General features: G+C 65.2%; 10 protein-coding genes and 1 pseudogene. 6 read left to right on the plus strand and 5 right to left on the minus strand.

The features are described from left to right. Positions 1-501: 501 nt before the first annotated feature. The 5 genes from KY389_RS14655 to KY389_RS14675 all read right to left on the minus strand — a co-directional run bounded on the left by KY389_RS14655 (position 502) and on the right by KY389_RS14675 (position 4,699). Positions 502-1,677, minus strand: coding sequence for a DUF481 domain-containing protein (locus KY389_RS14655; protein ID WP_246588168.1), 1,176 nt, complete (start codon positions 1,675-1,677; stop codon positions 502-504). Positions 1,678-1,860: 183 nt separating this feature from the next. Then, on the minus strand, positions 1,861-2,340 hold the full coding sequence (gene nusB, locus KY389_RS14660; protein ID WP_219831717.1) for a transcription antitermination factor NusB: 480 nt from the start codon (positions 2,338-2,340) through the stop codon (positions 1,861-1,863). After that, positions 2,337-2,879 carry a 6,7-dimethyl-8-ribityllumazine synthase gene (locus tag KY389_RS14665; RefSeq protein ID WP_219831718.1) on the minus strand — a complete coding sequence of 181 codons (543 nt, stop codon included), beginning with the start codon at positions 2,877-2,879 and terminating at the stop codon, positions 2,337-2,339. Before KY389_RS14665 ends, nusB begins: the two co-directional genes overlap by 4 nt. Positions 2,880-2,896: 17 nt before the next feature. Beyond that, complete coding sequence (gene ribB / locus KY389_RS14670; RefSeq protein WP_219831719.1) at positions 2,897-4,015, minus strand: 3,4-dihydroxy-2-butanone-4-phosphate synthase; 1,119 nt, start codon at positions 4,013-4,015, stop codon at positions 2,897-2,899. A 72-nt stretch (positions 4,016-4,087) separates the two neighbouring features. Then, positions 4,088-4,699, minus strand: a complete 612-nt coding sequence (locus tag KY389_RS14675; protein WP_219831720.1) for a riboflavin synthase — start codon at positions 4,697-4,699, stop codon at positions 4,088-4,090. Between the two features lie 223 nt (positions 4,700-4,922). Here KY389_RS14675 and KY389_RS14680 point away from each other — a divergent pair, with 223 nt between their 5' ends. From KY389_RS14680 to KY389_RS14705, 6 genes and pseudogenes are all read left to right on the plus strand, one after another. Next, positions 4,923-6,269 carry a capsule biosynthesis protein gene (locus KY389_RS14680; RefSeq protein ID WP_219831721.1) on the plus strand — a complete coding sequence of 449 codons (1,347 nt, stop codon included), beginning with the start codon at positions 4,923-4,925 and terminating at the stop codon, positions 6,267-6,269. 146 nt (positions 6,270-6,415) lie between these two features. After that, positions 6,416-7,504, plus strand: coding sequence for a polysaccharide biosynthesis/export family protein (locus KY389_RS14685; RefSeq protein ID WP_219831726.1), 1,089 nt, complete (start codon positions 6,416-6,418; stop codon positions 7,502-7,504). A gap of 7 nt (positions 7,505-7,511) precedes the next feature. After that, positions 7,512-9,515 (plus strand): capsular polysaccharide biosynthesis protein, encoded by a 2,004-nt coding sequence (locus tag KY389_RS14690; protein WP_219831722.1) that lies wholly within the window; start codon positions 7,512-7,514, stop codon positions 9,513-9,515. A gap of 170 nt (positions 9,516-9,685) precedes the next feature. Beyond that, complete coding sequence (locus tag KY389_RS14695; RefSeq protein WP_219831723.1) at positions 9,686-11,209, plus strand: cryptochrome/photolyase family protein; 1,524 nt, start codon at positions 9,686-9,688, stop codon at positions 11,207-11,209. Positions 11,210-11,380: 171 nt separating this feature from the next. Continuing rightward, the gene (locus KY389_RS14700) at positions 11,381-13,195 is read left to right on the plus strand and encodes a M3 family oligoendopeptidase (RefSeq protein ID WP_219831724.1); all 1,815 of its coding nucleotides are present in this window, start codon (positions 11,381-11,383) and stop codon (positions 13,193-13,195) included. A 201-nt stretch (positions 13,196-13,396) separates the two neighbouring features. Beyond that, positions 13,397-13,636: pseudogene (locus KY389_RS14705) on the plus strand (transposase); the annotation flags it as partial. Between the last annotated feature and the right edge of the window lie 428 nt (positions 13,637-14,064).

The following is a 14,064-nucleotide window of genomic DNA, read 5'->3' on the forward strand; positions in this document are numbered from 1 at the left end:
GCGCCACCCCAGCACCGTCAGCGTCCCCGCCTTCGGTGAAGCGGTAAATAGGCGCACCAAACAGAAGACGCAAGCGGAAAAATGACAGGACAATGAAAATTTCTTGCAAGGTTTTGATACTTATAGGGAAATATTCACCTCATCCGCGTCACCCATGGGTTGTGACAGAATCGCCTTGCCCTCAGGCCAACCTGCGCCTGGATTGAAATCGGCGCGAGATACCCCTATTTTCAGTGCTGGCGGGTTTCTGCTCTTCGCGCGTGCGGCCATTTTTCCACTGGCCTATAAGTTTTCCGAGGGTGCTGGCTCTGTCGTGACCCTGGTCACGTTACCCGGTGCCCACCTGAATGATCAGGCTTTCGGGAAATCTGACGCCGCCGCGGTCGCTGTGGTTCCCGCCACCCCCCTGATCCGACATCATCCAACACCGCATCATACGAAAAGGGGCGGCCCGAGGGCCGCCCTGCCAGAGAGACTTGAGAGACCTGATCGGGGAAACGATCAGAAGCCGTACACCACGGCGACGCCCAGCCGGTTGTCGGTGCGGATGTCGCGATTCTCGACATACTCGGTGCGATAGCTCACACGGGTCGCCAGCTGATCCGACACGCGGAAGTTGAGGCCGAGTTCGTTGGTGATGCGGTCATTCGCATCGCTCGAACCCAGGTAGTCGGTGTCGTTGGTCAGGAAGACCAAGTCGTTGAAGCGGTGATACAGGCGCGACGAGGCGATGTAGCCCGTCTCGGTCACCGAACCTTCGTCGCCCGAGAAGGCGGCGCCGGTCTGCTGGTAGCGGATGCCGATACCGGCCTGAACGCGCCATGCGGTGTCCTGGGTGTTGATGATGCGGTAGCCCGGACCGAAGCCAAGGAAGCCGTCGCGGCGCAGATCGTCCGGGCGGTTCGTCCCGTTCACCAGGCCATCAACCTTCAGGCTGCCCAGCGCAAAGCCGTAGAACTGGTCGTTGAAGTAATACTGGGCGTCGTAGATCGCCTGCGTCTCTTCGGTGTCGCGGGTGCCGTCCTCATTCTCGCCATACTCGATCGAGACACCAACGCTTTGCGCGAACTGACCTTGATTGTAGTTGACGCGGCCAGCGATCGCCAGATCCTGATTTTCGGTATTGCCGGTGCGGCCGGTGTAGCTCAGCGACATGGTGCCGAACAGGCCGGTGCGGCGGTCGGCCGGGCCGAAGCGGTCGGGATCAGCCGAACGGTCGAAATCGTCGCGCACAGCATCTTCGATGTCGGTGATGCGGTCGTCGATCGCGGTGATGCCGACAGCGGTGGCGCCGGTCGAACGCTCCACCTGAGCCATGGCGGGAACCGACAGTGCAGCCATGATCGCGGCAGTGCTGGTCAACAGGGTGATCTTTTTCATCTTCTTCATCCTCACGAACTGAGCGTCGTCTGTCCGGCCTTCATATGCCGGAGCATCTCTGCTGGCATGAAAACTAAGCGCCCGGCGGGCCGGTTCAAACCCCATCGCATAACAAGGCGCGATGCCGAAAACGTGAGTCCATTGTGGTATCGGCGCAATCGGCAACAGCTTGCTCAAAAACGAAAGACATGTTTTGTGATGCAACTTTTGCGCCACAAGCGAAACCTGCCTTTTACCATGTATTTTTCTTGAAAAGTCCAGCAAGATCGCTTGGCAGCCGATCTTGGCACTTTGCAACACTTCCGTGACTGCACATAAAAAAGGCATCAAGTGCACGTTCTCCGGGTTCAAAACTTGTTGCCATCACGCCACACCGGTCAACGCAACGCGGCCTATCCTGTGCCGAAATTCCTGTCGCGGCAACGCAAAAGGCCCGGCCGCAAGGACCAGGCCCGAGTGCAAACGAAGCGTCTGCAGCCGTCAGAACGCTTCGGGACGCAGTTCCCGAGCAATGTGATCCAGCACAGCGTTGACGAATTTCGGCTCTTTGCCGTCGGGAAAGAACGCCTCGGTCAAACGGACATATTCCGAGATGATGACCTTGGGCGGTGCCTTTGCCGCCACAAGCTCCGCCCCGGCAGAGCGGAACATCGCGCGCAGAACCGGGTCGATCCGGTCAATGGGCCAGCGCGCCACCAGCGCGCGATCAGTCGCCTTGTCGATTCGCGATTGCCAGGTCACCGCGTCGTCAAGGATGCGGGCGAACAGATCCTCGTCCGCGGCCGCGGTCGGCCCGTCGCGGTCATCGGCGTCGATTCGGTAGTTCTGAAACTCTCGCGTGACGCGCTCGGCCGATTGGCCGGCCGCCTCCATCTGGAACAGGGCCTGCACGGCGTAAAGCCGGGCGGCGCTGCTGAGGCTGCGGCGGTCGGGACGCGGAGTAGCGGTGTCCGAATTCATGCGCGACCCTGCCCGTCCAGTTCGCCCGCAAGGCGGATCACATCATGGGGAATGGCGCGACCGGGCGCGGACCGCCAACTGCGCGCCAGCGCGACCAGATGCAAAGCCGCCGCTGCGGCGGCGCCCCCCTTGTTCAAGTCAGCGGGATCGGCGCGGCGTTCGGCCTGCGCCAGGGTCTCGACGGTCAGGATGCCGTTGCCGATGCAGATGCCCTGAAGGCCCAGCAGCGTCAGCCCGCGCGAGCTGTCGTTGCAGACCGTGTCGTAATGCGTCGTCTCGCCGCGCACCACGCAGCCAAGCGCGACGAAGCCGTCATGCTGCCCGGCCCGCGCGGCAAGCGCGATGGCGGTCGGGATTTCCAGCGCGCCCGGCACCTCGACGATGTCAAGCTGCGCTCCGGCGGCCTCGGCCACGGCGCGCGTGCCGGCCAACAGGTCGTCAGCGATCGCGCGATAATAGGGCGCGACCACCGCCAGCAGCCGCACGGGCGCGTCGAAATGCGGCAGCGGCAGGTCATGTTGCTCGGAATGGGATGCCATGACTCGGTCCTTGGGGCTCAGTCCTTGGGGATAGGCCGGGTGGAATGGATGGAAAGCCCGTAGCCGTCAAGCCCCACGACCTTGACCGGCGCCGTATTGGTCAGAAGGATCAGTTCCGACAGGCCAAGCGCAGACAGGATCTGTGCCCCCAGCCCGTATTGCCGCAGGATATGAGGCGCGGGTTCGCCGGGCCGGGTGATCTTCTCGACCAGATCACGGATGAGAACGACGACGCCGCGCCCCTCGGCGGCAATGGCCCGCATGGCCGCGGGCAGACTGCCGCCCGATCCCCGCTGCACGCCAAGAACGTCGTGCAGCGGGTCCAGCGCGTGCATCCGCACCAGCACCGGACCCGGCGCGGTCAGATCGCCCTTGGTCAGGACGATGTGCTCGGCGCCCTGCGTCTCGTCGGCGAAAATGCGCATCATCCATTCGCCGCCATGCTCGGACACGACCTGGCGCTGTGCGCGCTCGACGATCAGATTGTCGTGGCGGCGGCGATAACGGATCAGGTCGCTGATCGTGCCGATCTTCAAGCCGTGGCGCTGCGAAAAGGCCACCAGATCGGGAAGCCGCGCCATGCTGCCGTCGTCGTTCATGATCTCGCAGATCACGCCAGCCGGGTTCAGGCCGGCCAGCCGCGAGATGTCCACGGCGGCCTCGGTATGGCCCGCCCGGACCAGAACGCCGCCGTCTCTTGCGCGCAGCGGAAAGATGTGGCCAGGCGTCGCAATGTCGGCGGCCCCTTTCGTGGGGTCGATGGCCACGCTGATCGTGCGCGCGCGGTCATGGGCGCTGATGCCGGTCGTCACGCCCTCGCGCGCTTCGATCGAAACGGTAAAGGCGGTCTCGTGGCGGCTGGAATTGCGCGGGCTCATCAGTCCCAGGCCAAGCGCCTCGATCCGCGCCGCCGTCAAGGACAGGCAGATCAGCCCGCGCCCATGCGTGGCCATGAAGTTGATCGCGTCGGGTGTGGCCATTTGCGCGGGGATGACCAGATCGCCCTCGTTCTCGCGATCCTCGTGATCGACCAGGATGAACATGCGGCCGTTGCGGGCCTCGTCGATGATCTCCTCGATGGGCGAGATCGCGTCGGACAGGTCCGTCTCGACAGGGCCGGGCTTTTCATACTGCATGGGCTTACCTTTCCAGCGATTGCCCCTGATCTAGCCCAGCCGAACCGCAAGAGCCAGAGGCCGGGCGCCGCGTCACGGATACCCGATGGTCTGGTCGGCCTCGGCCAGACGGGCGACATAGCGGGCCAGCGTGTCGATCTCCAGGTTGACGGCATCGCCCTCGGCCGCATCGCTCCAGGTCGTGACCTGCTGCGTGTGCGGGATCAGGTTGATGCCGAACCGCGTGCCCTCGACCTCGTTCACGGTCAGCGAAGTGCCGTTCAGCGCGACCGAGCCCTTGGGCGCGATGAAACGTGCAAGCGCGGCAGGTGCATCAAGGACCAGCCGCAGGCTGTCGCCCTCGCGCCGCGCCTCGGTGATTCGGGCCACGCCGTCCACGTGGCCGCTGACGATATGGCCGCCCAGTTCATCGCCCACGCGCAACGCGCGTTCCAGATTCAGCCGCTTGCCGACCGGCCAGCCCGCCGTGCCGATATTCGTCCTGGACAGGGTCTCGGCCGAGATGTCCACGTCGAACCAATCCGCCCCCTTGGCGATCACGGTCAGACACACGCCATCGCAGGCGATCGAGGCACCGATATCCACATTCTCCATGTCGTAGCCGCAGCCGATCCGGGCGCGCATGTCGCCCCGCGTCTCGACCGCAAGCACCCGGCCGATATCGGTGATGATCCCGGTGAACATCGCTTTCCTTCCCTGCAACCTGCCCCGCGAGTTAGGCGAAACCCCCGGCGCGTGCAAGAAGCCCGTTCAGGCGGCATCGGGCCGCAAGCGCGCCCAAGGATCGGGGCGCGATGCATCTGCGATACATCTGCGATGCATCTGCGATACAAATTCATGGCGCGACGGGCCGACTCGTGCGATGACAGGATCAGTAACATCAGTCGCCTGGAATAACGATTGCCCCATGTATCACCACAATCCGGTCCCATCGCTGAACGCAGGCGCGAAGCCCCCCGCACCGCCCCTTGCCGCAGCGGACCGCGTCTTTCTGATGCTGCAAGGCCCGCACGGGCCTTTCTTTGATCGTCTGGCCACGCTGCTGTCGGCGGCGGGCGCGACGGTCTGGCGTTGCGGCTTCAATGCGGGGGACCAGTTCTTCTGGTCGGATCGCGACCGCTACATTCCCCATCATGGCAACGTCGCGGATTGGCCGGATCATCTTGACCGCATCCTGACCGAAAGGGGCGTCACCGACATCGTGCTTTACGGCGACGTGCGCGAGATTCACGCCATCGCCCGCGACAGGGCCGCCGAACGCGGTATTACCGTCCATGTCTTTGAAGAGGGCTATCTGCGCCCCTACTGGATCAGCTACGAGCGCGAGGGCTCGAACGGCCATTCCCCGCTCATGCGGATACCCCTGGCGCAGATGCGCGCGGCGCTGCGCGAACAGGTCAGCGAGGTGCGTCGCCCGCCCGCCCATTGGGGGGACATGCGACAGCACAAGTTCTATGGCCTCTTCTATCACCTGCTGCTGTTGCTGATGAACGGCGATTACCGCGCCTATCGCGGCCACCGCGCGATCCCGGTTGCAACCGAGGTGCGTCTGAATGCCCGGCGGCTGGTTCTGGCACCGTTCCATGCGGCGCAGCGCAGCCTGCAATGGCGCCGCCTGCGCCTGGCAGGCTGGCCCTTCAACCTGGTGCTGATGCAGCTTGAACATGACAGCAACTTCCTGGGCCATTCGCCCTTTACCCGCAATGCGCAGTTCATCGACCAGGTGATCGACGCCTTCGCGCGCTCGGCCCCGCGCCATCATCATCTGGTCTTCAAGGCCCACCCGCTGGAGGATGGACGCGCACGCAACCGTGCCGCGATCCAGGCGGCGGGCGAACGCAATGGCTGCCTGCACCGCATCCACTACATCCGCGGCGGCAAGCTGGCCGAGATCCTGTCTCATGCCCGCGCCGTCGTCACGGTCAATTCGACCGGCGCGCAGCAGGCGCTGTGGCGCGGCATCCCGGTCAAGGCGCTTGGCCGGGCGGTTTATGACAAGCCGGGCCTCGTATCCGACCAGGATCTGGACAGCTTCTTTGCCCGGCCCATGCCGCCCGACCCGCAGGCCTATCGGGTCTTTCGCGATTATCTGTTGCAGACCAGCCAGATCCCCGGCGGCTTTTACGCCAGACGCTCGCGCGCCCACGCGCTGCGGCTGATCGCCGACATGATGCTGGCGCCCGAAGACCCTTATCAGGCATTGGCTGCCGGCCACGTGACCCATCGGCACCAACCGTCCGAGCGCGAGCGGTGATCCCTCGGACCGCCGCAATTGCAGTAGCGGCAATGGTCATTCCCCGTTAAATTGCGCGCAAAGGCGTCCGACCCGACAGGACGACAATAACAGGAGTATCAGAGGTGACAGTCTCTTTCCGCGCGTCGGCCGTGTTCCGGCTGGTGATGATCGGGTCGCTTGCCCTGCTGGCGGCCTGCGCCCTCCCCCGTTCCGGCCCCAACAAGACCGAGATCTTTCGTGGATCGGTCGAGAAAGGCGGCAATACGCATGTCATCTACGTCAACGACCATGTGACACGCGCCTCGGCCTTTGCACCTGCATTCGGCTTCTCGGCCAGCTTCCGCAACGCAGCCCAGGTCGGCGCCGACGAGATCCGGGCTGGCGACCGGCTGGGCCTGGCGATCTGGGAAAACGTGCAGGACGGGCTTCTGACATCGGCCGGGGCCAGTTCCGCCCAACTGACCGAGATCCAGGTTGACAGCGACGGCTTCATCTTCGTGCCCTATGCGGGCCGGATCCGCGCAGCGGGCAACACGCCCGACCGGCTGCGCCAGATCATCACAGACCAGCTTTCGGTCCGCACGCCCGATCCGCAGGTCTCGGTGACGCGGGTGGCAGGCGACGGCGCGACGGTTTCGGTCATGGGTCGGGTCGGCGCGCAGGGCGTCTATCCGATCGAGCGGCCGACCCGGACGCTGTCGGCCATGCTGGCGCGGGCGGGTGGCGTCACAATCCCCCCCGAGGTCGCGGTCATCACCGTCAAGCGCGGCGCTGAATCCGGCAAGGTCTGGCTGACCGACCTCTATACCAGCCCGGCCAATGACATCGCCCTGCGTCCTGGCGACCTGGTCATCGTGGAAGAGGATCAGCGCGCCTTCACCTCGCTTGGCGCGCTTGGCGGCCAGACGCGCGTGCCGCTTGGCAACGAGGTGATCAATGCGGTCGAAGCCATCGCCATGGTCGGCGGCCTCAGCACACAATTGGCCGACCCGACCGGCGTCTTCATCCTGCGCGACGAGCCGCCCTCTGTGGCCAGCCGCGTCCTGGGTCGCCCGGTCTCCACCACGACGCGCTTTGCCTATGTGCTTGACCTGACGCGCCCGAACGGGTTGTTCCTGGCCCGCGACTTCATCATCCGCGACGGCGACACGCTCTATGTCACCGAGGCGCCCTATGTCCAATGGCAAAAGACGCTGGGCGCGATCACAGGCAGCGCAGCCACTGCCGACCGCCTGTCGAATCTGGGCAACTGATCCGCCCATGCAGGCCGAAAGACCACAAGCCGCCGGGATCCCCCGGCGGCTTCATGTTTTCAACCTGGGCTTCCTGCGGCAGCGGCGCGTTGCGCGCATCCTGACCCTGGCGGGCTGGAAGCCGGTCCTGGGCCTGCCCGGACCGGATGGTGCAGTGGGCATCTGGGGGGCCAGCCCCACCACATGGCGCGGGCGTCGTATCGCAGAGTTGACCGGCGCTCAGGTGGTCACGGTCGAGGACGCGTTCTTGCGCTCGATCCTGCCCGGCAGGGCGCGGGGCGCGTTGGCGCGGCGGGGGCCTGTCGGCCTGCTGATCGACCCCGAAGGGCTGCATTTCGACCCGGGCCAACCCTCGCTGCTGGAGCGCCTTATCCGCGCGCCCTTGTCACCTGAAGCCAGGGCTCGCGCCCGCCAGGGCCTGGCCCGGCTGCGCGCAGCCGATCTGTCGAAATACAACGCCCACGACCCCGCCCTGCGGGCGCCGGAACCGGGCTATGTGCTGGTCATCGACCAGACGCGGGGCGATGCCTCGCTATGCGGTGCGGGGCGCGCGCTGTTCCTGACGATGCTCCAAGCCGCCCGTGACGAAAACCCCGGCCACCGCATCGTGATCCGCAGCCATCCCGAAACTGCACAGGGTCTGCGCCCCGGCCATCTGACGGCCGAGGATCTGCGTCACGGCGACATGCTCTGCGATGGGGCCGTCTCGCCCTGGCGGCTGGTCGAGGGGGCGGCACGGGTCTATGCGGTCAGTTCGCAGCTTGGTTACGAGGCCCTGCTGGCGGGCCACAGGCCGCGCCTTTTCGGGCGCCCCTTCTATGCGGGCTGGGGCCTCAGCGATGATGAACAACCCATGCCAAAGGGTCGCCGGGGCCGTGCCACACCCGAAGCGCTGTTCGCAGCCAGCCACCTGACCGGCCCGGTCTGGTATGACCCCTGCCGCGACCAGCTGACCGATTTCGACGGCGCGCTGGACCAGATCGAGGCCGAGGCCAAGGCCTTCCGCCAGGATCGCAACGGCCACAGGGCCTATGGGATCAGGCTGTGGAAACGAGGCCTTGTGGCACGCGAGTTCGGCGATGCGCGACCCGTGCGGTTCCAGTCTCGGCCTTCGGCACAGGTTACGCTGGCCTGGGCGGGTGCGGCCGAGGCCGTCCCACAGGCGATCCGTGTCGAGGATGGGTTCCTGCGCTCGCGCGGTCTGGGCGCGGCGCTGACGCCGCCGCTTTCGGTCGTCGCGGATGACTTGGGGATCTATTTCGATCCGCAGGCGCCCTCTCGGCTGGAGGCGCTGATCGAGGCCGGACCGCCCCCGGGCGGCGAGGCACGGGCAGCGCGGCTGATCGCGGCGCTGATCACGGCCAGGCTGACGAAATACAACCTGGGCGGCCGTGCAAAGCTGCCCCCGGCGGACGGGCGGCGGCGCATCCTGGTTCCGGGTCAGGTCGAGGACGACGCCTCGATCCTGCGCGGGGCGGGTGTCGAACGGACCAATCTGGCACTGCTGGCGCGCGTGCGGGCCGAGAACCCCGATGCGCAGGTGATCTACAAGCCCCATCCCGATGTCGAGGCCGGTCTGCGCCCCGGCCTGATCGCGCCCGAGGCGCTGGCGGCCCTGGCCGACCATGTCGCAGACCGGGCCGATCCGCTGACCCTGATCGGGACGGCGGACGAGGTCTGGACCATCACCTCGACCCTTGGCTTCGAGGCGCTTTTGCGTGGCGTGCCGGTCACGACGCTTGGCCGGCCTTTTTATGCGGGCTGGGGGCTGACGCGCGATCTTGGGCCGGGCCTGCCGCGCCGCCGGGCGAGGCCATCGCTCGAGGCCTTGGCCCATGCCTGCCTGATCGCCTATCCGCGATACCGCGATCCTATCACGGGGCTGCCCTGCACCGCCGAACTGGCGGTGGAGCGGCTGGCCGAAGGACGGTGTGGCCAGCCTGCAGGTTTACGCCTGCTGGCCAAGGCCCAGGGCGCGCTGGCGGGACATTCCTGGATCTGGCGGCGCTGATGGCCGTGGTGGCTGGGGGGGGGCGCTGCCCCCGTCCTGCGGACTCCCCGGGATATTCGGACCAAGGCAAAGGCCGGACCGGTGGCACGCGACGCACGCGGCACCCCGACGCATTTGCAAGGGGGGCGGCGCAAGGCACGTTGGGTGGGCGCCACCCGTTCGAGGAACCCGTGAGCCGACTGATCCTTGTGCTGGGAGACCAGCTTTCGCATGACATCGCCGCCCTGCGCGAGGTGCAGACCGGCGATGTCGTCCTGATGGCCGAGGTGATGGACGAGGCCAGCTATGTCCGCCATCACCCGCAGAAGATCGCCTTCATCTTTGCAGCGATGCGGAAATTCGCGGGAGAGCTGCGCGCACGCGGCCTGGAGGTTGTCTATACGCGGCTGGATGATCCCGACAACAGCCAGTCGATCGCGGGCGAGATCCTGCGCCTGGCAGCCGCGCGAGGTCTGCGCGAGGTGATCGCGACCGAGCCGGGCGAATGGCGGCTGATCGGGGCCTTGGGCGATCTGCCGATCCCGGTGCATCAGCGCGCCGATGACCGGTTCCTGGCCAGCCACGCAGAATTCGAGGCCTGGGCCGAGGGCCGAAAGGAATTGCGGATGGAGTGGTTCTATCGCGAGATGCGCCGCAAGACCGGCCTGCTGATGCGGGGCGATCAGCCCGAGGGCGGGCAGTGGAACTACGATCACGACAATCGCAAGCCCGCCTCGGGCGATCTGTTGCGCGTGAGACCCCCGGTCTGCGAACCCGATGCCGAAACGCAGGCGGTTCTGGATCTGGTCGAAGCGCGTTTTCCCGGGAATTTCGGTCGGCTGCGGCCCTTTCGTTGGGCGACGGACCGCGCGGGCGCGCTGCGAATGCTGGACCATTTCCTCCGCCATGCCCTGGACGAGTTCGGCCCCTATCAGGATGCTATGCTTGAAGGGGATCCGTTTCTGCACCACTCGTTGCTGTCGCCCTATATCAATGCGGGGCTTCTGTCGCCGCGCGAGGTCTGCGAGGCCGTAGCGCAGGCCTATGCGCGGGGCGAGGTGCGGCTGAATTCGGCCGAGGGCTATATTCGTCAGATCCTGGGCTGGCGCGAGTTCATGCGAGGGATCTATTTCCTGGAAGGGCCAGATTACACCGCGCGCAACCTGCTGGACCACCGGCGCGCCCTACCGGCCTTCTACTGGGGGGCACCGACACGGATGAACTGCATGGCCAGGGTCATCGGGCAGACGCGCGATCATGCCTATGCCCATCACATCCAGCGCCTGATGGTGACCGGCAATTTCGCGCTTCTGGCCGGGATCGACCCTGCGCAGGTCCACGAATGGTATCTGGCCGTCTATATCGACGCCTATGAATGGGTCGAGGCGCCCAATGTCATCGGCATGAGCCAATTCGCCGATGGCGGCGTGGTGGCGTCGAAGCCCTATGTCAGTTCGGGAAACTACATCAACAGGATGTCCGATTACTGCAAGGGCTGCGCCTACAAGGTCGCGGCGCGGACCGGACCCGATGCCTGTCCGTTCAACCTGCTTTATTGGGACTTTCTCGACCGGCATCGCAAGCGATTTGCGCGCAATCCACGCATCGGGCGCATCTATGCGACATGGGATCGGATGGACGAGACGAGGCGCCAGACGATCCGGGCCGAGGCCGCGGACTTCCTGGACCGGATGGCAGCGGGCGAAATCGTCTGATGATCGGCGCCAGGCACGGCGCCGGTCCAGTCTGCCCCGAAGCGGGATGGGCCGCGCCTCATCTGCGGCCGCGAGGCGCATGGACGCTTACCGATCCCCGACGAAAGAGCACCCCCTTGCGTCCCTCTGTCTCAGCGTCCACATCTGGGCGGGCAAAGGAAAGGAACGAACATGGCAGGCAGCATGGCACTTGAAGCGCAGGAACCGGCGAAAAGCGACTTTGGCGCCCTGCCCGAATGGGATCTGACCGATCTCTACCCGGCGCCCGACAGCCCCGAACTTGCGGCCGATACCGAGGCTCTGGGCCAACGCGCATCCCGCTTTGCAAACGCCTACCAAGGCCGCCTGGCCGACCTGACCCCTGCCGAAATGCTGGCCTGCATCGAGGAATACGAGCAGATCGAGATCCTGGCCGGTCGCATCATGTCCTATGTCGGGCTGCGTTATTACCAGAACACGACCGATCCTCTCCGCGCCAAGCAGATGGGCGACCTTCAGGGCAGGATTACCGATCTGACGGCGCCGCTGGTGTTCTTCCGCCTCGAGTTCAACCGCATCCCGGACGAAACCTATCACGCCGTCTTTGCTGCTGCAGATGGCCCGGCGCGCTACAAGCCGGTTTTCGACCGAATGCGCGCAATGCGCCCGCACCAGTTGTCCGATGAACTGGAACAATTCCTGCACGACAATTCCGTCGTGGGTGCTGCCGCATGGAACCGCCTGTTCGACGAGACAATCGCCGCGCTGACCTTTGACGTGGACGGAGAGACGCTTGGCATGGAAGCCACGCTGAACCTGCTGACCGACCATGATCGCGCGCGCCGCGAGGCGGCCGCCCGCGCACTGGCCAAGGTCTTTACCGCCAATGTCGGCCTGTTCGCGCGCATCCACAATACGCTGGCCAAGGAAAAGGCGATCGAGGACAAGTGGCGCAAGATGCCTTCGCCCCAGCACAGCCGCCACTTGTCCAACCATGTCGAACCCGAAGTGGTCGAGGCGCTGCGCAACGCCGTGACCGCCGCCTATCCGCGCCTGTCTCATCGATATTACGCACTCAAGGCGCGCTGGCTGGGGCTGGACAAGCTGCAGGTCTGGGACCGCAACGCGCCGCTGCCCAGCGACACGCCGCGCCTGATCGACTGGTCCGAGGCGCAGGCTACGGTTCTGGATGCCTATGCAGGATTTTCGCCCGAATTGGCCGATCTGGCACGGCCCTTCTTCGAAAAGGGCTGGATTGACGCCGGCGTCAAGCCCGGCAAGGCGCCTGGCGCCTTTGCCCATCCGACCGTCACCACGGCGCATCCTTATATCCTGCTGAACTACCTCGGGAAACCGCGCGACGTGATGACCTTGGCACATGAACTGGGCCATGGCGTTCACCAGCGCCTGGCCGCTGGTCAGGGGGAATTGCTGGCCTCCACGCCCCTGACGCTGGCGGAAACCGCATCTGTCTTCGGCGAGATGCTGACCTTCCGTGCGCTGCTGGCCAAGGCCTCTGATCCCGCCCAGAAAAAGGCGCTGCTGGCCGGCAAGGTCGAGGACATGATCAACACGGTCGTCCGGCAGATTGCCTTCTACGATTTTGAATGTCGCCTGCACGCCGCCCGCGCCGAAGGCGAACTGACGCCCGATGACATCAACAGGCTCTGGATGCAGGTCCAGCATGAAAGCCTTGGTCCGGTCTTTGAATTCATGCCGGGATACGAGACTTTCTGGACCTACATTCCGCATTTCGTGCACTCGCCCTTTTACGTCTATGCCTATGCCTTCGGGGACGGGCTGGTGAACGCGCTCTATGCCGCATACGAGGACGGTCTGCCCGACTTCCAGTCCCACTATTTCGGCCTGCTGAAAGCGGGGGGATCGCGCCACCACAAGGAATTGCTGGCGCCCTTCGGACTGGATGCCTCGGACCCGGCCTTCTGGGACAAGGGCCTGTCAGTGATCGAAGGACTGATCGACCAGCTTGAGGCCATGGAAACTTGAGGCCCTGGAAATCTGATCCGAAACGGTTGTCCGATTGTCGGGGGCGGTCAGCATCGGCCTCGGACCGTGTAGGGATGGCTCCCGCGTCACAAGGGTGTTGGTGATCTTCTGACCTGCCACTGGTCTTTGATCCTGACCTGCCCACCGGCAGTTCCCTCAATCTGATGGAGAGTCTGCGCAACCTTTGAAGGAGCAGACGGCATGAGGAAAAGCCGTCTCACTGAAGCGCAGACCATCGGGATGATCAAAGAGCAGGAAGCTGGCATGGCCCCCACGGAGGTTTGCCGCAAGCACGGCCTGAACCCCGCTTTGTTTTACAAGCTGAAGGCCAGGTGTGGCGGGATGGATCTGTCAGACGCCAGGCGGCTGAAGCAGCCTGGGGACGACAACGCCAGGTTGAAGCGTTTGCTGGCGGATAGGATGCTCGACAACCTAGTGCTACCCCGTCCGCAGGCCTGCACAAAGGCGCCGGTAGAGAAGGCAGGCTGCAGCCCGTGGTCGGCCGACGAGATCGAGGCCTTTTGCGCGCACTGGCCAATCGGCACCGTCCAGCGCGCCTGTTTCGTGCTGGTCTTCTGGACCGGCACCCGCACGATCGGCGCGGTGCAGCTCGGGCGACAGCATGTCGGCCGCAACGGTCTGCTGGTCTTTCGTCAGAGCAAGACGGGCAGGCGCATGTGCCGTGGACCTCGCCCCTACCCGCCTATACAACGACCTGGGCGGCCGAGCGCGACCAGGTGCATGCGGCGCTGGCCTGCCTGTCGGGCGGCATGACCTTCCTGCAGACGGCCAGGGAATGTCCCGCCCGATGTTGAACTTCGTGGGGTGAGGGGTGGCGTTGCTCTCCCTGAGCCGCAGGCTCGGGGTGT

The sequence above is a fragment of the Paracoccus bogoriensis genome, assembly GCF_019431455.1.
Classification (GTDB): Bacteria; Pseudomonadota; Alphaproteobacteria; order Rhodobacterales; family Rhodobacteraceae; genus Paracoccus; species Paracoccus bogoriensis.

Coding starts and splice junctions, on each gene's coding strand:
- nusB (WP_219831717.1), bottom strand. CDS start 2,340: ATGAATTCGGACACCGCTACTCCGCGTCCCGACCGCCGCAGCCTCAGC.
- KY389_RS14665 (WP_219831718.1), bottom strand. CDS start 2,879: ATGGCATCCCATTCCGAGCAACATGACCTGCCGCTGCCGCATTTCGAC.
- ribB (WP_219831719.1), bottom strand. CDS start 4,015: ATGCAGTATGAAAAGCCCGGCCCTGTCGAGACGGACCTGTCCGACGCG.
- KY389_RS14675 (WP_219831720.1), bottom strand. CDS start 4,699: ATGTTCACCGGGATCATCACCGATATCGGCCGGGTGCTTGCGGTCGAG.
- KY389_RS14680 (WP_219831721.1), top strand. CDS start 4,923: ATGTATCACCACAATCCGGTCCCATCGCTGAACGCAGGCGCGAAGCCC.
- KY389_RS14685 (WP_219831726.1), top strand. CDS start 6,416: ATGATCGGGTCGCTTGCCCTGCTGGCGGCCTGCGCCCTCCCCCGTTCC.
- KY389_RS14690 (WP_219831722.1), top strand. CDS start 7,512: ATGCAGGCCGAAAGACCACAAGCCGCCGGGATCCCCCGGCGGCTTCAT.
- KY389_RS14700 (WP_219831724.1), top strand. CDS start 11,381: ATGGCAGGCAGCATGGCACTTGAAGCGCAGGAACCGGCGAAAAGCGAC.